General features: G+C 70.5%; 26 protein-coding genes. 21 read left to right on the forward strand and 5 right to left on the reverse strand.

The annotated features are described in order from the left end of the window. The first annotated feature begins 102 nt into the window (after nt 1–102). Nucleotides 103–1635, forward strand: coding sequence for an MFS transporter (locus ACFWY6_RS04410; RefSeq protein ID WP_384686247.1), 1533 nt, complete (start codon nt 103–105; stop codon nt 1633–1635). A gap of 59 nt (nt 1636–1694) precedes the next feature. On the opposite strand, the gene ACFWY6_RS04415 is transcribed toward ACFWY6_RS04410, so the two are convergent. Further along, a complete protein-coding gene (locus ACFWY6_RS04415) occupies nt 1695–3206 on the reverse strand; it encodes an aldehyde dehydrogenase (protein ID WP_384686249.1) in 1512 nt (503 codons plus the stop codon). 144 nt (nt 3207–3350) lie between these two features. On the opposite strand from ACFWY6_RS04415, the gene ACFWY6_RS04420 reads away from it, so the two are divergent. The 6 genes from ACFWY6_RS04420 to ACFWY6_RS04445 all read left to right on the forward strand — a co-directional run bounded on the left by ACFWY6_RS04420 (nt 3351) and on the right by ACFWY6_RS04445 (nt 9779). Continuing rightward, nucleotides 3351–4955 (forward strand): aldehyde dehydrogenase, encoded by a 1605-nt coding sequence (locus ACFWY6_RS04420; RefSeq protein ID WP_384686251.1) that lies wholly within the window; start codon nt 3351–3353, stop codon nt 4953–4955. Continuing rightward, nucleotides 4948–5865 (forward strand): 3,4-dihydroxyphenylacetate 2,3-dioxygenase, encoded by a 918-nt coding sequence (locus ACFWY6_RS04425; protein WP_384686253.1) that lies wholly within the window; start codon nt 4948–4950, stop codon nt 5863–5865. The genes ACFWY6_RS04420 and ACFWY6_RS04425 overlap by 8 nt, the downstream gene beginning before the upstream one ends. Beyond that, nucleotides 5862–6737, forward strand: a complete 876-nt coding sequence (locus ACFWY6_RS04430) for a fumarylacetoacetate hydrolase family protein (protein ID WP_384686255.1) — start codon at nt 5862–5864, stop codon at nt 6735–6737. The genes ACFWY6_RS04425 and ACFWY6_RS04430 overlap by 4 nt, the downstream gene beginning before the upstream one ends. 75 nt (nt 6738–6812) lie before the next feature. Beyond that, a complete protein-coding gene (locus ACFWY6_RS04435) occupies nt 6813–7004 on the forward strand; it encodes a ferredoxin (RefSeq protein WP_384686257.1) in 192 nt (63 codons plus the stop codon). Nucleotides 7005–7010: 6 nt separating this feature from the next. Next, a complete protein-coding gene (locus tag ACFWY6_RS04440; protein ID WP_384686258.1) occupies nt 7011–8216 on the forward strand; it encodes an NAD(P)/FAD-dependent oxidoreductase in 1206 nt (401 codons plus the stop codon). Between the two features lie 306 nt (nt 8217–8522). Beyond that, a complete protein-coding gene (locus ACFWY6_RS04445; protein ID WP_384686260.1) occupies nt 8523–9779 on the forward strand; it encodes an MFS transporter in 1257 nt (418 codons plus the stop codon). Here the strand turns inward: ACFWY6_RS04445 and ACFWY6_RS04450 are convergent. Together ACFWY6_RS04450 and ACFWY6_RS04455 are read right to left on the reverse strand one after the other, a co-directional pair. Beyond that, on the reverse strand, nt 9757–11727 hold the full coding sequence (locus tag ACFWY6_RS04450; protein ID WP_384686262.1) for a glycogen debranching N-terminal domain-containing protein: 1971 nt from the start codon (nt 11725–11727) through the stop codon (nt 9757–9759). The two genes, ACFWY6_RS04445 and ACFWY6_RS04450, sit on opposite strands and share 23 nt — an antisense overlap. Continuing rightward, nucleotides 11724–13112 carry a hypothetical protein gene (locus ACFWY6_RS04455; RefSeq protein ID WP_384686297.1) on the reverse strand — a complete coding sequence of 463 codons (1389 nt, stop codon included), beginning with the start codon at nt 13110–13112 and terminating at the stop codon, nt 11724–11726. Before ACFWY6_RS04455 ends, ACFWY6_RS04450 begins: the two co-directional genes overlap by 4 nt. 206 nt (nt 13113–13318) lie before the next feature. Here ACFWY6_RS04455 and ACFWY6_RS04460 point away from each other — a divergent pair, with 206 nt between their 5' ends. The 4 genes from ACFWY6_RS04460 to ACFWY6_RS04475 all read left to right on the forward strand — a co-directional run bounded on the left by ACFWY6_RS04460 (nt 13319) and on the right by ACFWY6_RS04475 (nt 19093). Then, nucleotides 13319–14554, forward strand: coding sequence for an ROK family protein (locus tag ACFWY6_RS04460; RefSeq protein WP_384686264.1), 1236 nt, complete (start codon nt 13319–13321; stop codon nt 14552–14554). Nucleotides 14555–14959: 405 nt separating this feature from the next. Then, complete coding sequence (ppdK, locus tag ACFWY6_RS04465) at nt 14960–17710, forward strand: pyruvate, phosphate dikinase (protein ID WP_384686266.1); 2751 nt, start codon at nt 14960–14962, stop codon at nt 17708–17710. A 335-nt stretch (nt 17711–18045) separates the two neighbouring features. After that, nucleotides 18046–18507 (forward strand): GntR family transcriptional regulator, encoded by a 462-nt coding sequence (locus tag ACFWY6_RS04470; RefSeq protein ID WP_384686268.1) that lies wholly within the window; start codon nt 18046–18048, stop codon nt 18505–18507. Nucleotide 18508: 1 nt separating this feature from the next. Further along, nucleotides 18509–19093 carry an HD domain-containing protein gene (locus ACFWY6_RS04475; RefSeq protein WP_384686270.1) on the forward strand — a complete coding sequence of 195 codons (585 nt, stop codon included), beginning with the start codon at nt 18509–18511 and terminating at the stop codon, nt 19091–19093. On the opposite strand, the gene ACFWY6_RS04480 is transcribed toward ACFWY6_RS04475, so the two are convergent. Next, nucleotides 19081–19554 carry an NUDIX hydrolase gene (locus tag ACFWY6_RS04480; RefSeq protein ID WP_384686271.1) on the reverse strand — a complete coding sequence of 158 codons (474 nt, stop codon included), beginning with the start codon at nt 19552–19554 and terminating at the stop codon, nt 19081–19083. The genes ACFWY6_RS04475 and ACFWY6_RS04480 overlap by 13 nt on opposite strands. 2 nt (nt 19555–19556) lie before the next feature. Further along, nucleotides 19557–20288, reverse strand: a complete 732-nt coding sequence (locus tag ACFWY6_RS04485) for an XRE family transcriptional regulator (RefSeq protein WP_384686273.1) — start codon at nt 20286–20288, stop codon at nt 19557–19559. 605 nt (nt 20289–20893) lie between these two features. On the opposite strand from ACFWY6_RS04485, the gene ACFWY6_RS04490 reads away from it, so the two are divergent. From ACFWY6_RS04490 to ACFWY6_RS04535, 10 genes are all read left to right on the forward strand, one after another. After that, complete coding sequence (locus tag ACFWY6_RS04490; protein WP_384686275.1) at nt 20894–21088, forward strand: hypothetical protein; 195 nt, start codon at nt 20894–20896, stop codon at nt 21086–21088. An 88-nt stretch (nt 21089–21176) separates the two neighbouring features. Then, complete coding sequence (locus tag ACFWY6_RS04495) at nt 21177–21338, forward strand: pRL2-8 (protein ID WP_384686277.1); 162 nt, start codon at nt 21177–21179, stop codon at nt 21336–21338. A 182-nt stretch (nt 21339–21520) separates the two neighbouring features. Then, nucleotides 21521–22294 carry a DUF4097 family beta strand repeat-containing protein gene (locus tag ACFWY6_RS04500; RefSeq protein WP_384686278.1) on the forward strand — a complete coding sequence of 258 codons (774 nt, stop codon included), beginning with the start codon at nt 21521–21523 and terminating at the stop codon, nt 22292–22294. Nucleotides 22295–22336: 42 nt separating this feature from the next. After that, complete coding sequence (locus ACFWY6_RS04505; protein ID WP_384686280.1) at nt 22337–22783, forward strand: transcriptional regulator; 447 nt, start codon at nt 22337–22339, stop codon at nt 22781–22783. A gap of 84 nt (nt 22784–22867) precedes the next feature. Next, a complete protein-coding gene (locus ACFWY6_RS04510; RefSeq protein WP_384686282.1) occupies nt 22868–23167 on the forward strand; it encodes a hypothetical protein in 300 nt (99 codons plus the stop codon). Next, the gene (locus tag ACFWY6_RS04515) at nt 23164–23763 is read left to right on the forward strand and encodes a hypothetical protein (protein ID WP_384686284.1); all 600 of its coding nucleotides are present in this window, start codon (nt 23164–23166) and stop codon (nt 23761–23763) included. Before ACFWY6_RS04510 ends, ACFWY6_RS04515 begins: the two co-directional genes overlap by 4 nt. Continuing rightward, nucleotides 23760–23975 (forward strand): hypothetical protein, encoded by a 216-nt coding sequence (locus ACFWY6_RS04520; RefSeq protein WP_384686286.1) that lies wholly within the window; start codon nt 23760–23762, stop codon nt 23973–23975. Before ACFWY6_RS04515 ends, ACFWY6_RS04520 begins: the two co-directional genes overlap by 4 nt. A gap of 47 nt (nt 23976–24022) precedes the next feature. Further along, on the forward strand, nt 24023–24994 hold the full coding sequence (locus ACFWY6_RS04525; RefSeq protein WP_384686288.1) for a DUF2637 domain-containing protein: 972 nt from the start codon (nt 24023–24025) through the stop codon (nt 24992–24994). Beyond that, the gene (locus tag ACFWY6_RS04530) at nt 24994–25374 is read left to right on the forward strand and encodes an RRQRL motif-containing zinc-binding protein (protein ID WP_384686289.1); all 381 of its coding nucleotides are present in this window, start codon (nt 24994–24996) and stop codon (nt 25372–25374) included. The genes ACFWY6_RS04525 and ACFWY6_RS04530 overlap by 1 nt, the downstream gene beginning before the upstream one ends. Nucleotides 25375–25403: 29 nt before the next feature. Continuing rightward, nucleotides 25404–25700, forward strand: a complete 297-nt coding sequence (locus tag ACFWY6_RS04535) for a hypothetical protein (protein ID WP_384686291.1) — start codon at nt 25404–25406, stop codon at nt 25698–25700. The last annotated feature ends 141 nt before the right edge of the window (nt 25701–25841 follow it).

Consider the following 25841-nt stretch of genomic DNA (forward strand, 5'->3'; position numbering starts at 1 on the left):
ACCGTGAGTGCGTGGTGAGTGGACGGAGAGTGCCCCGTCGCAAGCTCGGACGGCGCCCGGAACACCTGGGCGCGGACGCACCACGGACCACGGAGGGTTCCCATGACCACAGACACCCGAGCCGACGCGGCTCTCAGGGCCGGGCCCCGGGAATGGCTCGGGCTCCTCGTGCTCACGCTGCCCACGATTCTGCTGGCACTGGACGCGACCGTGCTGAACCTCGCCGTCCCCGAGATCAGCGCCGATCTCCGGTTCAGCGCCACGGAGTTGCTGTGGGCGGTCGACATCTACGGGTTCATGATCGCGGGCCTCCTGGTGACGATGGGAACGCTGGGCGACCGGATCGGCCGCCGCAAGCTGCTGATGATCGGGGCGGTCGGATTCGGCGCAGCCTCGGTCCTCGCCGCGACGTCCACCAGCCCCGAGATGCTGATCGCCGCCCGTGCGCTGCTCGGCATCACGGGCGCCACGCTGATGCCCTCCTCGCTGGCCCTGATCAGCAATATGTTCAAGGACCCCCGGCAGCGCGGCGTTGCCATCAGTGTGTGGGTGACCTGCTTCTCCGTCGGGATCGCGGTCGGCCCCGTCCTGGGTGGTGCGCTCCTCGAACGGTTCTGGTGGGGCTCGGTGTTCCTGCTCGGCGTACCGGTGATGGTCGTGCTCGTCGTGGCCGCGCCGCTGCTGCTGCCGGAGTACCGGGATCCGGGAGCGGGCCGCGTCGACCCGGCCAGCGTGGCGCTGTCGCTCGGTGCGGTGCTTCCGGTCGTGTACGGCCTCAAGCGCCTTGCCGAGCATGGATTTGACGTACTGTCAGTCGCTGCGATGGTGATCGGTACGGTCCTGGGCCTGCTGTTCGTGTTCCGCCAGCGCGGTCTTGCCGATCCGCTGCTGGACCTGCGGCTGTTCAGGAACCGGGCGTTCAGCGCCGCGCTGCTGGTCCTGCTGCTCGGCCTGGGCACCATGGGCGGTCTCTATCTGTTCATCACCCAGTATCTGCAACTGGTCCAGGGCCTCTCTCCCATCGAGGCCGGTCTGTGGCTCCTGCCCGCGGCGGTCGCGCTGATCGCCGCTTCCTCGCTGACGCCGGTGATCACGCGAAAGGTGCGTCCCGGTCACGTCGTCGGAGGCGCGCTGCTCATCTCGGTGCTCGGCTACGGGCTCATCACCCAGGTGGACAGTGCCGGCGGGCTGCCGCTACTGGTGACCGGCTTCGTACTCGTCTACACCGGCATCAGTCCCATGATGGTGCTCGGCACCGATCTGGTCGTCGGCTCGGCCCCGCCGGAGAAGGCCGGTTCGGCCGCGGCGATGTCGGAGACGGGGATGGAGTTCGGCATCGCGCTGGGCGTCGCCGGTCTCGGCAGCGTCGTCACCGCCGCGTACCGGAACGAGATCACCGGCACGCTCCCGGACGGCCTCTCGGGGGCTGCCTCGGGGGCGGCCGGATCCACCCTGACCGGTGCCGAGGCCGTGGCCCGTGAGCTGCCGGGGCCGCTGGGCGCCCAGGTCATCGAACCTGCCCGTGAGGCGTTCACCGGGGGACTGAACCTCGCCGCCGGTGTCGCCGCGGCCGTCGTCGCCGTCCTGGCCGTCGCGGCGATGGTGCTGTTGCGGCATGTGCGGAGCGTCGACTGACCAGAGTCCTGCGTACCGTCGTCACCGGCTCCGCCGGGTTCGTCCTCAAGCTCCCCCGATCAAAGCTGGATCCACGTCGTCTTCAGCTCCGTGTACTTCTCCAGCGCGTGCAGCGACTTGTCCCGCCCGTTCCCCGACTGCTTGTAGCCGCCGAACGGCACCGTCACGTCGCCCTCCTCGTAGCAGTTGACCCACACCGTGCCCGCCCGCAGCCGGCGCGCCACCGTGTGCGCGGTCGACAGGTCCGAGGTCCAGAGCCCGGCCGCGAGGCCGTACGCCGTGTCGTTGGCGAGGGCGACCGCCTCGTCGAGTGAGCCGAAGGTGAGGACGGCGAGGACCGGGCCGAAGATCTCCTCGCGGGCCAGGGGCATCTGCGGGGTGACCTGGTCGAAGACCGTGGGGGAGAAGTAGCTGCCGCCAGGGACGACTTCGAGCCGGGTGCCCCCGGCGCGCAGCCGGGCACCGTCCTGCGCGCCCCGGCGTACATGCTCCTGGACGGAGTCCACCCGCGCCGTACCGGCCAGCGCCCCCATCTCCGTGGCCGGGTCCAGGGGATCGCCGACCCGCAGCGTCCCGGCCCGCTCGACGACCGCCGCCGTCACCTCTTCCGCCACCGACTCGTGCACGAGCAGCCGCGAGGGCGCCGTGCACATCTCGCCCTGGTTGAAGAAGATGCCCCAGGCCGCGGTGGCCGCTGCCGCCGCCAGGTCGGGGGCGTCGGGCAGGACGATGTTGGGGGACTTGCCGCCGAGCTCGAGCCAGACCCGCTTGAGGTTGGAGTCGGCGGCGTGGCGCAGGAAGTGGCGGCCCACGGCCGTGGAGCCGGTGAACGCGAGGACGTCCACGCCAGGGTGGCGGCCGAGCGCGCGGCCCGCGGTCGGGCCGTCGCCCGCGACGACGTTCAGGGCGCCGGGCGGCAGCCCCGCATCGTCGGCGATCCTGCCGAGCAACAGGGCGGACAGGGGCGTGAGTTCGGAGGGTTTGAGGACCACCGTGCAGCCCGCCGCGAGCGCCGGGGCCAGCTTCCAGGCGGCGAGCGTGAGCGGGAAGTTCCAGGGGACCACCGCGCCGACGACGCCGGAGGGTTCCCGTGTGACGAGGGCCAGCGTGTCGGGCTCCGTGTGCGGGGACGTGTCGGTCAGCTTGTCGGCGAGCTGGCCGTACCAGCGGAAGGTGTTCGCCAGGGCGCGCAGCTCGATCGCGTACGACTCGGAGATCGGTTTGCCGTTCTCCAGGGTGACCGTGAGGGCGAGAGTGGAGCGGTGCTCCTCGATGAGAGCAGCGATCCGCAGCAGGGTCCGGCCCCGGTCGGCGGGGGAGAGGCGCGGCCACGGCCCGGTGTCGAAGGCCCGGCGGGCGGCGGCGACCGCGAGGTCCACCTCCTTCTCGCCCGCGTCCGCGACCAGCGCGAGGGTGCGGCCGTCGCGGGGTGAGACGACGGGGAACGCGCCGCCCGAACCGTCCGCATCGGCGCCCGCGACGCGGTGCCGGGTGGGCAGCTCGGGGACGAGCGCGTCGGCCCGCCGGATCCAGTCCTGGTGGCTGCTGGTGGACAGGGCGTCGTCCGGCATGGATGCCTCCGGAGGGGGAGTGGCGCAATTCGTTTGGTCTCAAACGGTAGTCCAACACTGCGCCCCCATCGAGGGGTTGACCCGACCGACTCCGCGCTCATAATGTTGTTTGGGTTCAAACGAACTGGCGAACTGGAGGATGCCATGGCTCCCCCCGCTCCCGGACCACCGGCCGACGCCCCGCGTGCCCCGGACGCCCTGGAGGCCCCGGACGCCGCGCCCATCTCACCCCTCGCGATCGTCGCAGGCATCCCCGTCGACACCCGCCACTGGATCGGCGGCGAACGCGTCGCATCCGCCGCCACCTTCACCGACCGCTCGCCGATCGACGGCGCGCCGCTCGCCGAGATCGCCCGCGGCGGTGCCGCCGAGGCGCGCGCCGCCGTGGCCGCCGCCCATGCCGCCTTTCCCGGCTGGGCCGCCACCCCGCCCGCCGAACGGGCCCGGCTCCTGCACGCCGTCGCCGACGGGGTCGAGGCCCGCACCGAGGACCTCGCGATCGTCGAGACCACCGACAACGGCGCCCTGCTGCGCTCGCACCGCCGCGGCGTCATGCCCCGCGTCGCCCACAACCTCCGCTACTTCGCCGACCGCCTGCTGGCCCTCGCCCACGACGACTTCGAGACCCGGGGGCACGTCAATCACGTGAGCTGGGATCCGGCGGGACCCGCCGTCCTCATCACGCCGTGGAACGCCCCGCTGATGCTGGCCAGTTGGAAGGTCGCGCCGGCGCTCGCGGCCGGCTCCACCGTCGTGCTCAAGCCCGCCGAGTGGACCCCGCTGACCGCCTCGCTCCTCGCGGACATCGCGCACGAGGCGGGCCTTCCGCCCGGGGTTCTCAACGTCGTGCAGGGGTACGGGGTCGAGGTCGGGGCGCCGCTCACCGCCGACCCGGACGTGCGCCGGATCAGCTTCACCGGGTCCGTGCCGACCGCGCGGCGCATCGCGGAGACGGCCGCCGCGCACCTCGTGCCGTGCAGCTTCGAACTCGGCGGCAAGTCGCCGCTGCTCGTCTTCGCCGACGCCGATCTGGAGCTGGCCGCCGATCTCGCCGTCGAGCAGTTCGACAACGCGGGGCAGGTCTGCCTGGCCGCCACGCGCATCCTGGTCGAGGAATCCGTACGCGATGCCTTCCTCGGTCTCTTTCTTGACCGGGTAACGAAGTTGACCCAGGGAGATCCACGCGACGAGAGCACTGATCTCGGGCCCAACATCGACCCCCGGCACATCGAGCGCGTCGACGGATTCGTGCGGCGCGCCCTGGACGCGGGCGCCAAAGCCGTCGTAGGCGGCGGCCCCAACGAGCAACTGATGGCGCGCCTCGGCGGGAACTACTACCTCCCCACCCTCCTCACCGACGTCGCCCAGGACTCCGAGATCGTCCAGGAGGAGGTCTTCGGGCCCGTCCTCACCCTCCAGACCTTTCCCGACGGCGACGAGGACGAGGCCGTGCGCCTCGCCAACGGCACCCGTTTCGGTCTCGCGGCCACCCTCGCCACCGGCGACCACGACCGCGCCCGCCGGGTCACCGCACGGCTCGTCGCCGGAACGGTCTGGGTCAACTGCTTCTTCGTACGCGACCTCTCCGCACCCTTCGGCGGCTCCCGCCAGTCCGGCATCGGGCGCGAGGGCGGCGACTGGTCCTTCGACTTCTACTGCGATCTGAAGAACACCGTGACAGCGCCAGTGGGGCCTCCCCTGCTCGAGCGGAGCCGAGAGCTTGGGGAAGGTCGGGTCCGCCATGGGTGAGATCGTCGGGGCGGGTCTGCTCGCCCACGTGCCGACCATCGTGCTCCCCGAGGAGACCCGCAAAGAGCTCAACGAAGGCCGCGAGATCAGCCTCGTGCCCGGCCTGCGGCGGCTGCGCGAGGAGGTCTTCGAGACGCTCGCGTACGACACCGTCGTCGTGCTCGACTCGCACTGGGCGACCACCGTCGAGTTCGTCGTCTCGGCACAGGACCGGCGTGCCGGGCTCTACACCTCCGAGGAGCTGCCGCGCGGCATGAGCCGGATGCCGTACGACTATCCCGGAGACCCCGAACTCGCCCACTCCGTCGCCCAGTTCGCCGAGCGGCACGGCACCTGGATCACCCCGATCGACGACCCGTACCTGCCCGTGTACTACGCCACCATCAATCTCTGGAAGTACCTGGGCGAAGGCCTCCCCGCCAGGAAATGGGTCTCGATCGGGGTCTGTCAGACCGGAGACACCGAGGACCATCTGCGGCTCGGCCGCGCGCTCGCCGACGGCATCGCCGCGCTGCCCGACCGCAAGGTGCTCCTCATCGCGTCCGGCGCCCTCTCGCACACCTTCTGGCCGCTGCGACAGCTGCGCGACCACGAGTCGAGCGGGCTCAGCCACATCCGTACGCCCGAGGCGCGGGCCGCCGACGAGCAGCGCATCGCGTGGCTGGAGCGCGGCGACCACGCGCAAGTCCTGCGCACCATGCCGGAGTTCCTCACCCACAAGCCCGAGGCGCGCTTCGGGCACTACCTGATGATGATCGGTGCTCTCGGAGAAGAGCAGTGCTCTGCCGCCGGTCGCGCCTACAGCGCGTACGAGAACTCGGTCGGCACCGGACAGATGCACCTGTGGTTCGACCGCCCCGCCGGAGGCTGGACGGCCGTCCCCGATATGGAGGCCGAGGCCAGCGCATGACGGACAGCAGCGACACCACCACCACCACCACCGAATACCGCCGGATCCTCCTCGGCGGAGCCGCCGTCCAGGTCGTGCGCGAGGGCGATGAACTGGTCGCAGCCGACGGCCGCCGCGTCAAGGCGGCCGAAGCGAGCCACCTGCCTCCCGTACGCCCCTCCAAGGTCATCGCCGTGCACCTCAACCACCGCAGCAGGGTCGAGGAGTTCGGGATCGGCCTGCCGCCCGCTCCCACCTTCTTCCACAAGCCCGTCTCCGCCCTCAACGCCCACGGCGGTGCGGTGGTCCGCCCCGACGGCTGCAAGTACCTCAACTACGAGGGCGAGATCGGCATCGTCATCGGCCGTACGTGCCGCAACATCGCGCCCGCCGACGCGGGCGCGTACATCGCCGGATACACCGTCGCCAACGACTACGGCCTGCACGACTTCCGCGACACCGACGCCGGCTCGATGCTCCGCGTCAAGGGCTCCGACACGCTCTGCCCGCTCGGCCCCGGACTCGTCACCGGCTGGGACTTCCACGGCAAGTACCTGCGGACGTACGTCAACGGGTGGCTCGTGCAGGACGGTTCGACGGACGAGATGGAGTGGGACATGCACTATCTCGTCGCCGACATCGCCCGCACGATCACGCTGGAGCCCGGCGACGTGCTCCTGTCCGGCACCCCCGCCAACTCCCGTCCTGTCGCGCCGGGCGACATCGTCGAGGTGGAGGCCGAAGGCCTCGGCAGGCTCATGAACCGCATCGTCACGGGGCCGACGGCGATCCGCTCCGACGTCGGCGCCCAGCCCACCGAGTCCGAGGAGGTCGTCTCGACGGCCTTCGGCGGCGACTGGGAGTTCCGCGGCGTCCGTCCGCCGCGCCGCTGATCCACCCACGTACAGAAGCACGTACAGAAGCACGTACAGAAGCACGTACAGAAGCCCGTACAGAAGGGAGTTGAGATGCTCAGGATCACCGTCGACATGAATGTCTGCCAGGACCACGGGCAGTGCGTCTTCGCCGCGCCGGACGTGTTCACGCTCGACGACGACGGCCGTCTCGCGTACGTCGCCACGCCCGACGACTCGCTGCGCGCCGACGCCGAGGACGCCGCCGACGTCTGCCCGCTGCAGGCCATCCGGGTCGAGGGCTGACCCGCCGTGGCCCCGGCGGGAATCGCCGTCGTCGGCGCGTCGCTCGGCGGTCTGCGCGCGGCGGAGCAACTGCGCGCGGCGGGCTGGCAGGAAGCGATCACCGTGTACGGGGCCGAGCCCCATCTCCCTTACAACCGGCCTCCGTTGTCCAAGGAGGTCCTCGCGGGCGAGGCGCCCGCGACCGTAACGGCGCTGCGTCACCGACCCAGCATCCAGGACGTCGAGTGGCGGCTCGGCACGGCGGTCGTCTCCGCCGATCTGGCCGCGCGCACACTCACCCTGGCCGATGGTTCGACGCATGCGTACGAGGGTCTGGTGGCCGCCACGGGGGTGCGGCCACGCAGGCTCCCACTCACCGGGGGACCGCCCCGGCACGTCGTGCGCACCCTGGAGGACTCGGCGGGACTGCGCACCGAACTCGACGAAGATGTACGGGTGTTGGTGATCGGCTCGGGCTTCATCGGCTGTGAGGTGGCGGCCACCGCCCGCAAGGCGGGATGCCAGGTGACGGTCGTCGCGCCGGAGGCCGAGCCGATGATCCTGGCGCTCGGCGAGGGCCTGGCGCGCGTACTGCGGGGGCGGCACGAGGCGTACGGGGTGCGCTTCCGCATGGGCCGCCTGGTCGCCGAACTCACCGATGGTCATGTGATGTTGGACGACGGGACCAGATGCGCGGCCGACGTCCTGGTCGAGGCCGTCGGGTCACTGCCCAACGCGGAGTGGCTGGCCGCCACCGAGGGGATCGACCTCACCGACGGCATCCTCTGCGACGAGCATCTGCGCATCGGCGGCCTCCCGCACGCGGTGGCCGTCGGGGACGTGGCGCGCTTCCCCAACCCCCGGTACGGGCCGGTCGCGCGGCGCGTCGAGCACTGGTCGATCCCCTCCGACAGCGCGAAGCACGCGGCCCGCGTCCTGGTCGCCGGGCTCACCGGCGGGGAGCACGGCCTGGGGCCTTTCGCGCCGCTGCCGACTTTCTGGAGCGACCAGTTCGCGATGCGCATCCAGTCGTTCGGCCAGCCGGGGCTCGCCGAACGCTGCCAACTCCTGCAGGGGGACCCGGAGTCGTACGACGGTGACGTGCTCTACGGCTACTACCGGGACGCGCGGCTGATCGGCGTCGCCGCACTCGGCGGCCCCAAGGCGGCCGCGCTCGCCGGGAGTTACCGGCGCGAGCTGATGGCGCTCCCGGAGCCGGAGACCGCCGCGTAAATCCCTGCCGGGCCGGTCCCCCTGCGGCTGAGCGCTCCGCTGGCAGGCCGGTGCGTCATCTGCGGGCAGGATGTGGCTGGTCGCGCAGTTCCCCGCGCCCCTTTCGGGGCGCGGATCCGCAGCGCACTTCGGCAAGACCCCTTAGCCTTGCTCCTGACAACCGACCCTCCCAGGAGCTGAGATGCCCGGTCACCCGAGCGCGCGCTGACTTCGTAGGTCACGACCGACCTGTCATCGCGTGCTGCCCTTGAGCTGCGGCACGGCGAGCTTTCCCGCGCACCGTCTTCAGCATCTCCAGGGGCTTTCGTGTGGCGTGACCGTGATTTCCGCCGGCTCTGGGTGGGCCAGACCGCATCCCAGCTCGGCGAACAGTCGGGCCAGGTGATCCTGCCGCTCATCGCCGTGCTCGCCCTGGACGCGGGCCCCAGGCAGCTCGGCGTCCTGCGCGCCGTGGAACAGGCGCCGATCCTGCTGCTCTCGCTCTTCGCGGGCGCCTGGGTGGACCGCAGACGGGCCCGCACGGTGATGGTGTCCGCCGACCTCGCCCGCGCCGTCGCCCTGGCCGCGCTTCCCGCCGCGTACCTCCTCGGCGTACTCGGCGTTCCGGCGCTGCTCGTCGTCGCCTTCGCCGTCGGTGCGCTCAGCGTGTTCTTCGACGTGGCCTACCAGGCCTCTCTCGTACGGCTAGTACGCCACGATCAGTTGATACGCGGCAACAGCGCCCTCGAAGGCAGCAGATCCGCCGCGCGGATCGGCGGTCCCGCGCTCGGCGGTGCGCTGGTGACGCTCCTTTCGGCGCCGGCCGCCGCGGTGTCCTGCGCGTTCTTCTTCCTGCTGTCCTTCTGCTCGATCCGGCGGATCCGCCGCGATGAGCCGATGCCGGACCGGGACCGGCACGCCGAGCGGCTCCCCAGCGTCCGGCGGCAGATCCGCGAAGGGCTCCAACTCGTCGTCGCTGACGCCTCGTTGCGGGCGGTGGGCATCGCATCCGCCCTCTTCCAGTTCTCCTTCGCCGCCGTGATGACCGTCTATCTGCTCTTCCTGCCGCGCGGGCTGCACCTGTCGGGCGCCGATGTGGGTCTCGCACTGGCGGCGACGGGGCCCGGCGCCGTCGTCGGCTCGCTCCTCGCCGCACGGCTGCCGGGAAGGTTCGGCCACGGCGTGGTGCTCGTGTCCTCGGCGGTCGCCGCCGACGGGGCGCTGCTCTGCGTACCGGCACTGCACGGCTCCGGCACCGGCACGCTCGTAGCGCTCATGGCGGTCAACTTCGTCTTCGGCACCTTCAGCCAGCTCGTCAACGTCACCGTCATGGCCGTGCGGCAGGCCGTCACGCCGGTCCGGATGCAGGGCCGGGTCGTCGCGACGATCAACTTCGTGGGCATGGGCCTGACCCCGCTCGGCTCGCTGCTCGGCGGCCTGCTCGCCGCGCAGTGGGGACTGCGCACCGCCCTCCTGGTGACCGCGATCGCCCTCACGCTGTCCCCGCTGTACATGGCCTTCTCCCCGCTGGCCCGCCTCGGCAAGGACCTCCCGGTGGCCGCTACGCCCCTCCCACCGCCGTGAGCAGGGCCAGCGGCGCCGCCGCCGAACGGGACTCCCGTACGCAGGCGTGCGGGTACGGCACAGGACCCGGGTACGCCTCGCGTCCGTACCCCGCAAGCACCTCCGGGAGCCGGTCGTCGCCCGTCGACGCCGCCGCCACGAGCGCGCGGGCCACCGTGCGCGCCTCGTCGTGCAGGCCGTAGCGCGCGAGGCCGAGCGCGATCAGCGCGTTGTCGTGCGGCCACACCGAACCCCGGTGGTAGGACAGCGGGTGGTACGCCGCCTGGCCCGCGGCCAGTGTCCGTACGCCCCAGCCCGAGAAGAAGTCCGGTTCCAGGAGGCGGCGCCCGACCGCCTCGCCGTACTCCTTGTCCAGGAGGCCGGACCAGAGCAGATGGCCCGCGTCCGACGCGAGGGCATCGACCTGGTTGCCGTCACCGTCCAGGGCGAGCGCGGGGAAGCCCTGCCCCGGCATCCAGAAGTCCCGCTGGAAGCGGTCCCGCAGGTCGGCGGCCGCCTGCGTGAGCAGATCGGCGTACACCTTGTCGTCCCAGACGGTGCGGGCCAGCCAGGCGGTGCGGCCGAGCGCGTCGTACGCGTATCCCTGCGCGCCCGCCGCCATCACCGGGCCCGTGGCGCGGCTTCCGTCGGCGGAGCAGATCGCGCCGGGGGAGTCCTTCCAGTTCTGGTTGGCGAGGCCGCCCTTGTCCGCGCGGTAGACGAGATAGCCGCGCGAGGTGAGCCCGCCGTGGTCCAGGATCCAGCCGACGGCGGCCCGCGCGTGCGGCTCCAGGCGGCGGGCCAGGGCGGTGTCGCCGGACTGTTCCGTGTACGCGCCGAGCAGCACGAGGAAGAGCGGGGTCGCGTCGACCGAGCCGTAGTAGCGCCCGTACGGAACCTGCCCGAAGTGGGCGAGCTCCCCGTGCCGCACCTCGTGCACGATCTTGCCGGGCTGGGCGACCGCGCCCTCGGTGGACTCCGTGGCCTGCGTCGCGGCGAGCGCGGGCAGCGTCGCCGCGGCAAGGCGCGGCAGATAGGGGAGCGCGAAGAGGGAGGTCAGGAGGGCGTCGCGGCCGAGGAGCGTGAGGAACCAGGGGACGCCGGCCGCCGGGACGCGCAGGGCCTCGCCGTCCGGTCCCGACGCGGGGACCTGGAGCGCTGCGAGGTCGGCGAGTCCGCGGCGGCACGCGGCCGCCAGCTCGGGCCAGGCGCCGGGGAGCGTCACGCCGGAGGTGAAGTCGTCCTCGGCGGCCGCGAGTTGGCGCACGGCGTCCGACGGTGCGTCCGGGACCTGTGGTTCCGGCGCGCCGTGCGGCTGCGCCGCGGCACGCAGTGCCACCTCCGCGGTGCCGTGCGCGTCGAGGCCGAGGGACCAGACGAGGCGCCGCGCACCGGTCCCGGTCTCCTCGACGGCGTCCGGCGCCGGCTCGGCGGTCACGGTCGTACAGGAGCGCCACTCGCGCCGCCGGTAGCCGAACTCGATGCCCAGGACCGGTCCTTCGTCGCCGCCGCCGATGACCCGCCGCGACCTGACGGCGCCCGTCTTCGCGTACGTACGGTGGTCGGCCCGCAGCTCGAACTGGTCGGTGAAGTCGGCGTCGACGGTCAGCGCGACCTGCACGGTCGTCGGCACCCCGCGATTGCTGGTGACCCGAAGGCACTCGACGAACGTGCCGTCGGTGACGGCCTGTTCACGGAAGACGGTGTACGCGGGAGGCTCCTGCCGGCCGCCGCGCGGCACCAGGACGCACCGCCCGGCGCCCGCCTCCGCGTCGGCCCGCGACACCGGCGTGAGGATCTCGGGGACGGCCCCGTCGACCGTCAGCTGCCAGCGGCTCAGATGCCGGGCGTCACGGACGAAGAGCCCGTCCGGAGCCGTGCCGCTGCCGCGCACCCCGCTGATGTCGCCGCTCGCGCCGATGGTGGCGAACGTGCCGCCGCGCACCAGCAGTTGATGTCCCTCAGTCATCCCCAGAACCCTCCCTCATCCGCGAACCCTCCCTGGTCACGCCCGGCGGGATCGTCGAGCAGCAGATCCAGGGCGAGCGCGGCGCTCCAGCCGAAGCCGCGCGCACCGCAGCCCCGCCCCGTGTACGGGTCCACGTACTCCGCGAACCCGGACTCCCCGGCCACATCGAGCAGCGCGCGCCGCAGACCGTCCGCCCGCGCCCGCTCGCCGCGCAGCCGAAGTCCCCGCTCCAGCAGCCAGTTGGTGTTGAACCACGCGGGCCCGCGCCAGTACCGACGGGGGTCGAAGGCGCTCCCGGCGAGGTCGTAGCTCGGCACGAGGCGCGCCGCGCCGCCGAGCCCGAAGTGCGGTCCGTGCGCGGTGCGGACGAGCGCGGCGGCCACGGACGGCGGCAGCGCGGGCAGGATCAGCGGGACCAGACCGCCGACGCCGCGCTCCGGCACCAGCTCCCCGGAGAGCTGGTCGCGGCAGAAGAACATGCCTTCCGCCGCGTCCCACAGCCGCTCCACGAGGACCCCGGTCAGGGCGTCAGCGCGGGCCGCGCGCCCGGCGGCCGCGTCCGGCAGACCCAACTCGGCCTCGATACGGGCCAGTGCGTACTCGGAGGCGATGAGCAGCGCGTTGAAGGACGGGTCCTCGACGGCGAACTCGCCCGCCCCGTCCGCGTACCGGCGGTCGCGGTAGTCGGCGGCCAGGCGCACATATCTGCCGTAGTCGAGGTCGGTCGGCCGGTCCTCCGCTGCCCCGTGGTCCAGGTCGGCCCGCCGGTAGGCGGCCGGGTCGGCTGGGGTCACCCGGCTCAACGGGGCGTCCCAGCAAGGGCTGTTGTCCATGCCCTGCTCCCAGGGGTGCACCACGGAGGCGAGCCCCGCGCCGCCCGCGTCCCTGCTGCCGAGCAGATAGCCGTGCCAGGCGGCGAGGCGCGGACGCACGCGGGCCAGGAAGGAACGGGCCCGGGAGAGGCCCGGGTCGGCCCGGTGCACCAGCCAGGCGGAGAGGGCGTGCACCGGCGGCTGCACGATGCCGGAGGTCTGCACGGCACCGGGCGCCCCGGCGGTGCGTCCCGCCGTCGTGGAGCGCCAGAAGTCGGGGCTGGGAAAGTAGGCGTCCAGCGGGACGGCGGGGTTGAACACGATGTGCGGTACGCGGCCGTCGCCCCACTGCGCGAAGAGCAGCGTCTCCAGCTCCAACTGGGCCCGTAAGGGGGAGAGATGACGGAGCCCGATGGCGATGAACGCGGAGTCCCAGGACCACTGGTGCGGATACAGGTCACGGGAGGGGACGGTCGACGTCCCCGTCCAGTTGGCCCACAGGACATCGGCGGCGCGTTCGCGCAGCGAGGGCGGCGTGACGGGGCGGGCGGTCAGCTGGGCTGTGCGGCCCACGTTCGTGCGGGTCACGTTCGTGCGGTCCACGCGGATCTCCCCGAGGGGCTCGACGCCCTGTCAGTTTGGTGTTATCCAGCATAGGGTTACGTCTACTTAACACGCAAAACTCAATATGTAACGTGGAGTTGATGAGCGCAAGGGGAGAGTGGATGCCGGACAGGTCGGTTCGCGAGGGTCGTGCGGGGCAGTCGGCGGGAGGGCACATGGGGCAGGCTCCGGGAGGGCGCACGGGCGGACCGCACGCCGGCGCCGGTGACCTTCTCGACCTGGTCCGCAGCGGGCGGGCCACCACGCGCGGCGCCCTCCAGCAGGTCACCGGACTCTCCCGCGCCACCGTCGGCCAGCGCCTCGACCGGCTCTTCCGGGCGGGCTGGCTGCGCGAGGGGGCGGGCGGTCCCGGAGGATCACCGCTCGGGGGGCGCCCCGCGCTCCGCCTGGAGTTCGACGACGCCCACGCCGTGGTGCTCGCCGCCGACCTGGAGACCCGGCACGCCCGCACCGCCCTGCTGGGCCTCACCGGCGAGATCGTCGCCGAGCACGCGGGCCCGCTGTCGATCGAGGATGGCCCGGACGCGGTCCTCGGCGAGCTCGGCGCCCGCTTCGCCGAGCTGCTGCGCAAGGCAGGGCGGGCCCCGGACACGGTGTGCGGCATCGGGCTCGCCGTGCCGGGCCCCGTCGACAGCGAGACGGGCCGGGTCGTCCAGCCGCCGATCATGCCGGGCTGGGACGGGTACGACATAAGGGGCCGCCTGAGCCGCGCCTTCGCCGAGCACACGGGCGGCCCCGCCGACCTCCCGGTCCTCGTCGACAACGACGCCAACCTCATGGCGTACGGAGAACAGCGCGCCTCCTACCGGCAGTGCTCGGCCTTCGCCCTGGTCAAGGTCTCCACCGGCATAGGCGCGGGCGTCGTCGTCGGCGGCGCGGTGTACCGGGGCATCGACGGCGGCGCCGGGGACATCGGCCACATACGGGTCATGGACGGGACACGGGGTGCCGCCGCCCTCTGCAAGTGCGGGTCCTACGGCTGCCTGGCCGCCGTGGCCAGCGGGCGAGCGGTGGCCGCTCAGCTGAGCGCGGCGGGCGTCCCCGCGGCGTCCGGCTCAGATGTCCGCGCGCTCCTGGACGCCGGGCACCCGGAGGCCGTCGGGCTCGCGCGGGACGCGGGGCGCCGGGTGGGCGAGGTGCTCGCGACCGTCGTCACGCTGCTCAACCCCGGGGTACTGATGATCGCCGGAGATCTGGCCGGAACTCCCTTTCTCACGGGCGTGCGCGAACTCCTCTATCAGCGGGCCCTGCCGCGCTCCACGGCCCATCTGGAGATCGTCACATCGCGGCTCGGCGAGCGTGCGGGCCTGGTCGGGGCGGGTGCGCTGGTGGTGGAGCACCTGTACGCGCCGGGGCGGGCCGAGGAGCGGCTCGCGGCGCTCGGCGTATGACGGCGGCGCGACCGTCCGGATCGGGGTCCGGATGCTGACATCGGGCCCCTCCGGACAGCGTGATTCTCGCCACCCCTGATAGGGGTTGCGCTCAGATGAGCGGATCTTGGGCGAATGCACTTCTCCAAGGGGTGGCACTCAGTGCCAATGCTCGATCATTCAAAGGGTGAACTCACATCTGAGATTTCTCTGCTCATCTGAGCAAATCCCTGGTTCTACAGGGGTTGATCGTTCAAGACTTGAACGCATCGTTGCGTGAGGACCTACCGCCGAGTCACTTTCGATCTACTGGCGGACGGGTGGTTACAGCCGTATGACGCACAAGTGGACGTACCCAGGTGCCTTCGATCTGGGTATGTTCCTCGCCGTCAGGGCAGCCACCGAGTCCTCGAGGAGTCGAGACCCGTGTCGGAAAACAAAGATCCCCACGTAGCGACGCAGAGCGATGCGGGCGTGAAGTTCGTCTACGACTTCACCGAGGGCAACAGGGACCTCAAGGACCTTCTCGGCGGGAAGGGCGCGAACCTCGCCGAGATGACCAACCTCGGCCTGCCCGTCCCCCCGGGCTTCACGATCACCACCGAGGCGTGCAAGACCTACCTCGCCAGCGGCGAGGAGCCGGTCGAGCTGCGCGACGAGGTGAGTGCACACCTCGACGCCCTTGAGAAGCAGATGGGCAAGAAGCTGGGTCAGGCCAACGACCCGCTGCTCGTCTCGGTCCGCTCGGGCGCCAAGTTCTCGATGCCCGGCATGATGGACACCGTCCTGAACATCGGGCTCTCCGACAAGTCGGTGACGGGCCTGGCCAAGCAGTCCGGCGACGACCGCTTCGCGTGGGACTCCTACCGCCGCCTCATCCAGATGTTCGGCAAGACCGTCCTGGACGTCGACGGCGAGCTCTTCGAGGACGCGCTGGAGGCCGCCAAGGCCGCCAAGAAGGTCACGGTCGACACCGACCTCGAGGCCGCGGACCTGAAGAAGCTGGTCACGAAGTTCAAGAAGATCGTCAAGACCGAGGCCGGCCGCGACTTCCCGCAGGACCCGCGCGAGCAGATGGACCTCGCGATCCGCTCGGTCTTCGAGTCCTGGAACACCGACCGCGCCAAGCTCTACCGCCGCCAGGAGCGCATCCCCGGCGACCTCGGCACCGCGGTCAACATCTGTTCCATGGTCTTCGGCAACCTCGGCCCGGACTCCGGCACGGGCGTCGCGTTCACCCGCGACCCGGCCAGCGGCCACCAGGGCGTGTACGGCGACTACCTGCAGAACGCGCAGGGCGAGGACGTCGTGGCGGGCATCCGCAACACCGTCCCGCTCGCCGATCTGGAGCAGATCGACAAGAAGTCGTACGACCAGCTCATGCAGATCATGGAAACGCTCGAGACGCACTACAAGGACCTGTGCGACATCGAGTTCACCATCGAGCGCGGTCAGCTGTGGATGCTGCAGACCCGCGTCGGCAAGCGCACCGCCGGTGCCGCCTTCCGCATCGCGACGCAGCTCGTCGACCAGGGCCTGATCGACGAGGCCGAGGCGCTGCAGCGCGTCAACGGCGCGCAGCTCGCGCAGCTGATGTTCCCGCGCTTCGACGCGGAGGGAGACGAAGGCGGGAAGGTGTCGCAGCTCGGCCGCGGCATCGCCGCGTCACCGGGTGCCGCGGTCGGCAAGGCGGTCTTCGACTCGTACACGGCCATCAAGTGGTCGCGTTCGGGCGAGAAGGTCATCCTGATCCGCCGTGAGACCAACCCCGACGACCTCGACGGCATGATCGCGGCCGAGGGCATCCTGACCTCCCGCGGCGGCAAGACCTCGCACGCGGCCGTGGTGGCCCGCGGCATGGGCAAGACCTGTGTCTGCGGCGCCGAGGACCTGGAGGTCGACACCAAGCGCCGCCGCATGACGGTCGGCGGCACCGTCATCGAAGAGGGCGACGTCGTCTCCATCGACGGCTCCACCGGCAAGGTCTACGCCGGCGAGGTGCCCGTGGTCCCCTCCCCGGTCGTCGAGTACTTCGAGGGCCGTATGCACGCGGGCGCCGACGACGCCGACGAGCTGGTCGCCGCCGTGCACCGGATCATGGCGTACGCGGACCGGGTACGCCGCCTGCGGGTCCGCGCCAACGCGGACAACGCGGAGGACGCCCTCCGTGCCCGTCGCTTCGGCGCGCAGGGCATCGGCCTGTGCCGCACCGAGCACATGTTCCTCGGTGAGCGCCGCGAGATGGTCGAGCGCCTGATCCTCGCCGACGCGGACGACGAGCGCGAGGAAGCCCTGAAGGAGCTGCTCCCCCTCCAGAAGCGCGACTTCGTCGAACTCTTCGAGGCGATGGACGGCCTCCCGGTCACGGTCCGCCTCCTGGACCCGCCCCTGCACGAGTTCCTCCCGGACATCACGGAGCTCTCGGTCCGCGTCGCCCTCGCCGAGTCCCGCAAGGACTCCAACGAGAACGACCTGCGCCTGCTGCAGGCGGTCCACCGCCTGCACGAGCAGAACCCGATGCTGGGCCTGCGCGGCGTACGCCTGGGTCTCGTCATCCCCGGCCTGTTCACGATGCAGGTCCGTGCGATCGCCGAGGCGGCGGCCGAGCGGAAGAACGCCAAGGGCGACCCGCGTGCGGAGATCATGATTCCGCTCGTCGGCACGGTCCAGGAGCTGGAGATCGTCCGCGAGGAGGCCGAGCAGGTCATCGCGGAGGTCGTCGAGGCGACGGGCGTGGACCTGAAGCTGGCCCTCGGCACGATGATCGAACTCCCGCGCGCCGCGCTCACGGCGGACCAGATCGCGGAGGCCGCGGAGTTCTTCTCCTTCGGCACGAACGACCTCACGCAGACGGTCTGGGGCTTCTCGCGGGACGACGTCGAGGCCTCCTTCTTCACGGCATACCTGGAGAAGGGCATCTTCGGTGTCTCCCCGTTCGAGACGATCGACAAGGACGGCGTGGGCAAGCTGGTGAAGGACGCGGTCAAGGCCGGCCGCGCCACCCGCCCCGACCTCAAGCTCGGCGTCTGCGGCGAGCACGGCGGTGACCCGGAGTCCGTGCACTTCTTCCACGAGGTGGGCCTGGACTACGTCTCCTGCTCGCCGTTCCGCATCCCGGTGGCCCGCCTGGAGGCAGGCCGCGCCGCTTCCCACTCCACGGGCAGCGACCACCGGTAAAGCCCCGGGACCGTCGCCGTGTCCCCGACCCTCAGAACCGATGCGGCGACGGTCCCGGTCCACGATGAAGGGGCAGCACCCTGTGCGGGGGTGCTGCCCCTTCGGGCATTCTCTGCGGAGGCTGTCAAGGCAACCCGCTGACCAGGCAATACGGTGTTTGCTGGCGTTGGTTGCCGTTGAACGCTGCTGGAGGCGTTGTGCCCTCGTTGTGCCCTCTGGGAACAGTTAGGCCCCGCCACGCAGGTCGACGCCCGCGGATGGCGTGCTGGTGCCGCGCTCCTCTGCGCACGTGCGAGGCTTGAGCATGACGACGGGTGAGGAGAGAGGGAGAGCGAGTGTCGCAACAGGCCAGCCCTCGGGGGACATTCCTGAAGATCGCCGACGTACTGAAAGCGCAGATCCAGAGTGACCCGGACATGGCAGAGCTGCCGTCGGCGGCTGAGCTGATGAAGGATCACGGCGTCTCGCGAGGTGTTGCGCTGCGAGTCTTCGGTGTGCTTCAGAGTGAGGGCGTCGCGGAGAGAGTCCCTGGCGGCCGTTGGAGGGTCATCAGGCAGGGGGAGGCGTCGGACCGCCGGCCATTGGCTGAACGGATCACGGATGTGATCACGCAAGACAAGCTCAAGGTTGGGGACCCGTTCCCCAGCGCATCCGCGCTGACTGCTCGGTTCGACGTCTCGCGACCGACGGTCAGCAAGGCGCTCGACAAACTGGAAGCCGCTGGTCTGCTGTCCGAAGGACGACAGGGGAAGCCGCGAACCGTGCTGGCCCTGCCGAGCCGAGAGGAGCGTTCCTGACTTGGATACCCCCGAATCGGTGGAATGGGCTTACGACCTCGCTGAATCGCTGCTCGCCGGGCCACTGCGACGTCGGTGGAAGCATTCGCTGGGGGTGGCCGAGCGTGCGCGGGCCCTTGCCCCGATGCTCGGCCCGGACGCCAAGCTGCTTGAAGCCGCCGCGGTACTCCATGACATCGGCTACGCGCCCGATCTCGCTGTCACTGGCTTTCACCCGTTGGATGGGGCCCGACATCTGCGGAACGTGGCGCACGTAGATGAGCGGATCGTTCGGCTAGTCGCGCACCATTCGTGCGCGTGGATGGAGGCCGAGGCTAGGGACCTACGCGAGGAGTTGGAACGAGAGTTCCCCCGCGAGAACTCGAACCTGAATGATGCGCTCTGCCACTGCGACATGAACACGACGCCTGACGGGGCGCCCACCAACCCTGTGGACCGCGTGAACGAAATTGCCGGACGCTACGGGGCCGACAGCCTGATCGGCACGTTTATCCGGCGTGCCGAGCCTGAGATCCTGGCAAGCAGTGCGCGGGTACTTGCACGACTGGCTTCATTGAGTGCAGCGTCAACACATCAGCCGATGTAGGGCGTTGGACGTGACGCGTCCATGGCGTGCTCGATTCGGAGACGCATAGTCGGATGAATATCGAAGTCTGCCAGGTCCGTTGGGGCAACCCAGCGGACCTGAGTCGTTTCGTTGCTCGTCTGCAGTTCCCCGCCAATCGGCCTGGCTCGGAAGCAGATGCTGAATTGCTGCCGGACTTCACCATCGTCGTAGGCCAGTACGTGGCCAGGGTCGGTGTAGATCCCGGACATGTCGATGATCTCGACCTTGATGCCAGTCTCTTCCCAAACCTCCCGCACCACGGTGTCACTGATGAACTCGCCAGCGTCGTGGCCGCCACCAGGCAGGGCCCATCGACCATTGTCGGAGCGCTGGATCATCAGTACCTGTCCCGCCCCGTTCTGCACGAACGCCACCACTGACGGGACCACCGAGTTGGCCGGCGGGGCGTCGGGGTCGTGGAGGTAATCAATGCGTCCCATGCTCAAACTCCCCTGAAGTCTTCTGTCGTGACAGGGCGAGCGCCGCCCCAGGTCTGCTCCAGGCTATTCGCATACGTGTCGAACAGGCCGCCGCCCGGAAGGCGCCGCAGGTGGTAGACGGGCGCCATGTACGCGCCGATGCCGTACACGTGGGGGTTTACGAGCATCTCGTCATCGGCGCGGTAGATGGAGTTGTAGAGCGTCGTGTCGTGCAGCCTGAAGAGGATTTCGGAGTGGCTCTCAAAGAGTGGGCGGTAGTTCACCAAGGCGTTGCGAATCTTCCCGTCCATCACGCCGTGCCCTTCGTCGACTCCGCGCTGTTTGACGGCCGAGCAGTCCGGCTCGCCGAGCAGAATCCTGATCTGGCAGAGCCCGAGGTTGGTTCCTTCCTCCACCTTCGACCGGAGAAGGTTGTGAAACTGCGGATCCTCTGACAGGAACAGCCCGGAGTAGACGAGCACGTCCAAGTGCTTCTCTGCTCGCGCGTACATCTCCCGCCACAGGCCGGGGGGTACGACGTGCCTGTGCGGATAGACGGCCACAATCTCCGCCTTGCTCAGGTCTGCGGAGGTCTCGGCAGCGCGGGAGTCGTCCCACAGGGTTGTCACATCCACCTTGAGCGTTGCTGCCGTGGCGTACTGATGTCGCCGGTATGGAACCTTGCCTTTCGTGATCCAGCGCTCGACTGTCTTCGGGTTCACTTCGATGGCGTCTGCCAGGTCTTGCACGGTCATGCCCTGAGCCAACAGGGCTGACCGTAGACGCTCGTTGGACATCTTCACCCCCGAGGGGACGTCTAGGGACGTCCTGAAGGTAGCCAGATCAACCAGAGCTGTCCATGCATGGGGTGACTAACTCCCCTCACCTGCAGTGATTCTGATGGTGCGCCAAGAAGTCCCGGCGCGAAACCAGAGAGTTCCGCCGAGGTACTTGACGGAACCCTCATGCAGTACCTGTAATACAGGTACTGCATCAAGCGCGCCACAGTCCGGCTCACCCCGGAAGGCAGAAACGCTTGATCGACCTGCTTGACCTGCATGAACAGCGCCCGGATGTACGGCCCGGAGTACGCGCTGTGGAGAACTCAACAGAGTGCCGACCCAGCCGCATGAACAGGTGCGGTCGATGGGTGCGGGTCACCATCCCGACCGACCATGTCGGGCCGGGTGACCTGCCCGGATCCGCCCTCCGGGGCGGTGACTGGCATTGCGTGATCTGAAATCCGCAGCACCTTCGCGAGGGCCAGGCCCTCGCTTCCACTGCCCGAAGGTCGCAGGCCGGGTTCGACTCCCGGCCCGGGGCGCGCACGACCACCGACGACTACGAGAGAGGGCTGCTCATGCGTAAGCGCACCGACCACGACCACCTTGAGGGCGACCTGATGGGCTCCGAGGTGGAGCACGAGGGCGAGACGTACACGGTTGTTGGCCTCCAGAACGGGACCGCTGTGATCTCGCTGCCGGACGGCTTCCGGCGGCACAAGCCGATCTACGAAATCAATGAGCAGAAGGGGCGCTGGCCTTTCGGGCGCTGACCGGTTGCCCGCCGGGCCCGTCTCGCACCGGCCCGGTTGAGGGGGAGCACGGGACAGCCCCGAGCCCGCGATCCGAGAGGAGCCCGCCATGGGCCTGTTCGGTATCCCGCCGTGTCCGCCCAATCAGTGCCCGCAGTGCTGGCAGCACGCCCACGACCCTGCCGCTCACAAGGGCCTCAAGTGGAACGAGGACTGCGCGGCCTGCCTGAACCACCTGGCCACCAACTGCAACGGCTTCTACCGCAAGTGACCGGCTGACCGGGCCCAACGCCCGCTCGCCAACCGCCCCGATGGTCGCAGGCCGGGTTCGACTCCTGGTCGGGGCGCTCGCCTCCGCCGTGCTCACGGCGTTGAGGCCTTCTCCGGGGCGGTCGCCCTCTCGCCATAAGGACCGCGACCGCCCCGCCCTTCGAGCGAAACAGGAGATCCGCCATGACCGAGCGCACCTTCGACTCCCAGTCCGCCGGCCCGATCGTGCTGGGCCTGTCCCTGCCGGTCGGCCACGTGCACGTGAACGTCAGTGAGGCCCTCACGACCGCTCGCGTGGTGCTGCACACCGACGACAGCACCGGGCCCGCCGCCGACGCAGTCAACCGAGCCCGGAGCGAGCAGAACGGGCAGGCGCTCGGCATCGAGGTACCGGAGATGCCCGGCAACGTGATGGTGACCAGCGTGCGCGGCAACCGCGTCACGCAGAGCATGGGCACCGTGCGCGGCTCGGTGACCGGCATGACCATCGTCAACGGCCGGATCGTCACCGGCTCTTCGAGCGGCATGCCGACCGTGAGCCCGATCGAGGCCACGGTGCACCTGCCCGTCGGGTCGTCCTTCGGTCTGTCCACCACATCGGCGGACACCGTGGTGTGGGGCGACGTCGACCGGATGGAGATCCGCTCCGTCTCCGGTGATCTGGACGCCTGCAACGTCCGCGACCTCACGGTGAACAGCACCTCCGGCGATGTCCGGGTCAACCGGGTCACCGAGCAGATCACCGCGCGCTCGGTCTCCGGCGACATCGAGGTGGCCCTGTACGACGGACGCCAGGCCGAGCTCAGCGCCACTTCGGGTGACATCCGCGTGCAGGCCACCGCCGCCGCGTCCGGGCACCTGAGCGCGCACAGCGTCTCCGGTGACGTCCGCCTCTCCGGTGCCCGGCACCTGAGCGTGTCCGCCGACAGCGTCTCCGGCCGCGTCCGCAACGCCTGATCAGCCCCGGTCCTTCCCCGCCCCGATTCCAGGAGCTGCCCGATGGCTGCCGTGTTCGCTGCCGTGTTCGTCGCCCTGTACGTCGCCCACAGCGTGGGCGATCACTGGGTGCAGACCTCCTGTCAGTCCGCCCACAAGGGCCGTCCCGGCTGGGTCGGCCGCCTCGCCGATGCCCGGCACGTGGCCACCCTGACCGCCACCAAGCTCGCGCTGCTGCTGCCGGTGCTGTGGCTGCTGAACCTCTCGGTGACCGGGCTCGGCTTGGTGCTGGGCCTGGGTATCGACGCGGTCACCCACTGGTGGGCCGACCGCCGCACCACCCTCGCGTGGCTGGCCAAGGTGACCGGCAAGGGCGAGTTCTACCGGCTGGGTGCCCCGCGCCCCGACCGGGACGACAACCCGCATATCGGTACCGGCGCCTACGCCCTTGACCAGTCCTTTCACCACCTGTGGCTCCTGGTCGCCGCGCTCCTCATCGCCACCGTCTGACCCCGCCTTCGCCGGGGCGGCCGCCTCTCGCCAAAGACCGAGGCCGCCCCGGCGCCTTCTCCCTTCGAATCCAGGAGTCACCCCATGCGTGCGTACATCGGAAGTCACCAGGTCATCTCGGATGACGACTACATCGAACTCGCCCTTGGCACCCCCGTTCAGCTGTGGCTCGGCAGCGAGGGCGAGAGCAGCCAGGAGCGTGCCGCCCGGCTGGACGCGGCCCGCGACATCCTCGCCCACCCCGACTACCAGGACCTGCCGGACGCCGTGGCCCGCATCGCCGCCACGGCGATCGAGGAGCACGCCCCGGAGCTGTTCAACGTCATCCCGCTCGCGCGGACGGCCGTGCGCCGTGGGCGCGTCAGCAAGGGGGCGGCGGCATGAACTCCACCGCTCCCGCTCCCGAACTGCTCGTGGACCACACCGGATGCCCCAAGCCGCGGCTCGCCATGCCGCTCACCTACGAGCAGGCCCGGCTGGGCATGGCCTTCCACGAGGCTGGTCACGCCGTGCTCGCCCTGGCCTACGGCATGCGGGTGGTGACCAGCGAGGTCATCGCCTGGACGCCCGAAGAGGGCGGCTGGTGCGTGACCGGCAGCACCGCCTACGAGACGCGCAGCGTGCACGCGTGGCGGTTCGCCGCGCAGGCCGCGGCCGGATCCATCGCCCAGGTCAATTACCTGATGGCCTACGGGCTGTGGACGCCGGAACGGGCAGCCGGCTGCGCGGCCCTCCACGACCGCGAGCAGGCCATCGACATCCTCGCGCAGCACGGCTTTGCGATCGGCCGTGGCCACGTCCCGACCGGCGGCAAGTCCTGGGCGATGGTGCAGGGCATGGCCCGCCGCAAGATCAGCCACCTGTGGCGCGAGATCAGCACCGTGGCGCACGCCATGGACGCGCACACCGTGCTGAGCGGCGACGAGATCGCCGAACTCACCGGCCTGGCCAACCCGCAGTTCGGGGAGGGGTCGGCATGAGCACCCGGACTCCGAGCCCTCCGTCTCCGAGCGGCCTTGCGCTCGCGCTGATCCTGATCGGCGCCGTGGTGACGATGACCGCCACCGGGTTTGTCTTCGCCACGCACACCCGTGCATGGCAGCTCGTCGTGGCAGGCGGCAGCGCGCTGGCGTTCGTCGGGTGGGTGCTGCACGGTCGGCGACTGCGCCGCCTGAGGGGCGGTGCGGCATGAAAGTAGCCGCGATGACGCCCAAGCAACTCGCGGGCGCGGAACGCACCTTGAGCCTGGGCACCTGGACCATCACCTTCGGTGCGATCCTCTTCAGCGTCCTGACGGTCACGCCGCTCGTGGAGCGCGTCACCCCGGATGCCTGGGACTGGACCGCGCCGATCCTGCCGATCGTGGTCGACTCCGCCGTCGTCATCGTGATCCGTCTGGATTCCACGGTGGCCCGGCTCGGGGGCGATGCCGGGAAGTGGCCGGCCATTCTGCGGTGGCTCACCGGATTGATGACGGTGGCGCTCAACATCGGAGACTCCGCCCTCAAGGGTGATCTCGTCGGTGTGGGTGTTCACATCGTCGCCCCGGCACTGCTCATCGCGACGGGGGAGGCCGGGCTCGCCTACCGGCAAACGATCTCCCGTCGTCTGGACGACATCGCGCGTGAACAGGCCGAGCAGGCCGAGCGTGAACGCTCCGAGCGCACGGCGCGTGAACAGGCGGCGCGGCAGGAGCGTGAACGCGAGCGCGAGGCCCGTGAACGCCGTGAGCGCGAGGTGCGCGAGCACGCCGAACGCCTCGAAGCCCAGCGGGCCGAGAGGGAGGCGGCAGAGCGGCGTGAGCAGCGCGAATACGAAGAGCGGTTGCGTCGCGAGGCGGCCGAGCGTGAAGAGCGCGAGCGGCGCGAGCAACGCCAGTTCGAGCAAGAGCGCGAGGAACGTGAGCGGGCAGATCGCCAGCGGCGTGAACAGCAAGAGCGAGCCGCGCGTGAACAGCGTGAACGCGAAGCCCGTGAACGCGCTGAGGCTGCCGCTCGTGAACGCGCCACACGGCCCAAGGCGACCCCGCAGCCACGGCCGGTGAACACCCGGTCCGCGGCCAAAATGAACGAGAGCGACGCGCTCGCCACGGTCCGCGCCGGACACGCCGCGGGCGACTCGGTACGCACCATCGCCGACCGCACCGGCTGGTCGGTCGGCTGGGTCAACGCCCGCCTACAGGAGATCCGCGAAGAGCGGATGGCCGCCTGATGTCCTTCACCCAAGCCAAGTGCATGGCGCAGCCCACCACGGCGTCACGCCTGCCCAGCTACCTCTGGCGCTGCGCGCCGGACGGGCTTGCGACCCGCCGCCAACTGCGGGCCCTGGGTCTGCGGCCAGGTGGCCAGGACGTACAGGGCGAGATCTTCCGGCCGCGCTATAGGCGCGGGCCGCTGATCGCCTACCTCTACCGCATCGACCTGGCCAAGCCGGTCCGCCCGATGACCCCGGGCAAGCAGTCCGCGCTCGCCAAGGCGATGCGCGCCCGCCGCACCTGCCCGGTCTGCCGGCAGGACGCCGGGTACTGCATCCCGGCCTCACTCGGCATGTGCGTGCCCTGCGCCTACCCCGAAGAACAGTGCGCCGCCTGAACACCCCACCTGACCTGAGGAGTTGTCCCGTGTTCGGTCTCTTCCGGCACCGCGTCCACATCGAACCTGATCCGGCTCGTTTCGTCTGCCTGTCGGGCAGACGGTTCGGCGCCAAGGGGGCGATCCCGGCGTCTCACGCCCGCTTCGAGATCAGCCGACGTCGCGCGTGGGGACACGACGTCCGCGCCTATCCGACCACCGACCGCCATGGCACTGCGTTCACGGTCATCTACACCCGCGTCGACTACCCCTACGGCTCCGGCGCCGAGGACCTGGTGACCGCTTTCGAGTTCCCGGCGGACAGCGACATTCCAAGGGGCTTGTGACGTCAACGGGCCCGGTCCGCACACCAGCAACAAGCACCTGACCTGCACGGCTTCGCTCAGCGGGGTGGGGGGGGGGGGCGCGGCCCCCCGCCCACCCCGCCCCCCGCGCACCCCCCCCACCCCACACAGAAAAAAAAAAAA

Origin of the sequence: Streptomyces sp. NPDC059037 (genome assembly GCF_042740015.1) — a bacterium.
Lineage (GTDB): Bacteria > Actinomycetota > Actinomycetes > Streptomycetales > Streptomycetaceae > Streptomyces.

What these genes read in the sequence shown, in the direction of transcription:
- ACFWY6_RS04410 (WP_384686247.1), top strand. Translation starts at nt 103, where the DNA reads ATGACCACAGACACCCGAGCCGACGCGGCTCTCAGGGCCGGGCCCCGG.
- ACFWY6_RS04415 (WP_384686249.1), bottom strand. Translation starts at nt 3,206, where the DNA reads ATGCCGGACGACGCCCTGTCCACCAGCAGCCACCAGGACTGGATCCGG.
- ACFWY6_RS04420 (WP_384686251.1), top strand. Translation starts at nt 3,351, where the DNA reads ATGGCTCCCCCCGCTCCCGGACCACCGGCCGACGCCCCGCGTGCCCCG.
- ACFWY6_RS04425 (WP_384686253.1), top strand. Translation starts at nt 4,948, where the DNA reads ATGGGTGAGATCGTCGGGGCGGGTCTGCTCGCCCACGTGCCGACCATC.
- ACFWY6_RS04430 (WP_384686255.1), top strand. Translation starts at nt 5,862, where the DNA reads ATGACGGACAGCAGCGACACCACCACCACCACCACCGAATACCGCCGG.
- ACFWY6_RS04435 (WP_384686257.1), top strand. Translation starts at nt 6,813, where the DNA reads ATGCTCAGGATCACCGTCGACATGAATGTCTGCCAGGACCACGGGCAG.
- ACFWY6_RS04450 (WP_384686262.1), bottom strand. Translation starts at nt 11,727, where the DNA reads ATGACTGAGGGACATCAACTGCTGGTGCGCGGCGGCACGTTCGCCACC.
- ACFWY6_RS04460 (WP_384686264.1), top strand. Translation starts at nt 13,319, where the DNA reads ATGGGGCAGGCTCCGGGAGGGCGCACGGGCGGACCGCACGCCGGCGCC.
- ACFWY6_RS04480 (WP_384686271.1), bottom strand. Translation starts at nt 19,554, where the DNA reads ATGGGACGCATTGATTACCTCCACGACCCCGACGCCCCGCCGGCCAAC.
- ACFWY6_RS04485 (WP_384686273.1), bottom strand. Translation starts at nt 20,288, where the DNA reads ATGACCGTGCAAGACCTGGCAGACGCCATCGAAGTGAACCCGAAGACA.
- ACFWY6_RS04490 (WP_384686275.1), top strand. Translation starts at nt 20,894, where the DNA reads ATGCGTAAGCGCACCGACCACGACCACCTTGAGGGCGACCTGATGGGC.
- ACFWY6_RS04495 (WP_384686277.1), top strand. Translation starts at nt 21,177, where the DNA reads ATGGGCCTGTTCGGTATCCCGCCGTGTCCGCCCAATCAGTGCCCGCAG.
- ACFWY6_RS04500 (WP_384686278.1), top strand. Translation starts at nt 21,521, where the DNA reads ATGACCGAGCGCACCTTCGACTCCCAGTCCGCCGGCCCGATCGTGCTG.
- ACFWY6_RS04505 (WP_384686280.1), top strand. Translation starts at nt 22,337, where the DNA reads ATGGCTGCCGTGTTCGCTGCCGTGTTCGTCGCCCTGTACGTCGCCCAC.
- ACFWY6_RS04510 (WP_384686282.1), top strand. Translation starts at nt 22,868, where the DNA reads ATGCGTGCGTACATCGGAAGTCACCAGGTCATCTCGGATGACGACTAC.
- ACFWY6_RS04515 (WP_384686284.1), top strand. Translation starts at nt 23,164, where the DNA reads ATGAACTCCACCGCTCCCGCTCCCGAACTGCTCGTGGACCACACCGGA.
- ACFWY6_RS04520 (WP_384686286.1), top strand. Translation starts at nt 23,760, where the DNA reads ATGAGCACCCGGACTCCGAGCCCTCCGTCTCCGAGCGGCCTTGCGCTC.
- ACFWY6_RS04530 (WP_384686289.1), top strand. Translation starts at nt 24,994, where the DNA reads ATGTCCTTCACCCAAGCCAAGTGCATGGCGCAGCCCACCACGGCGTCA.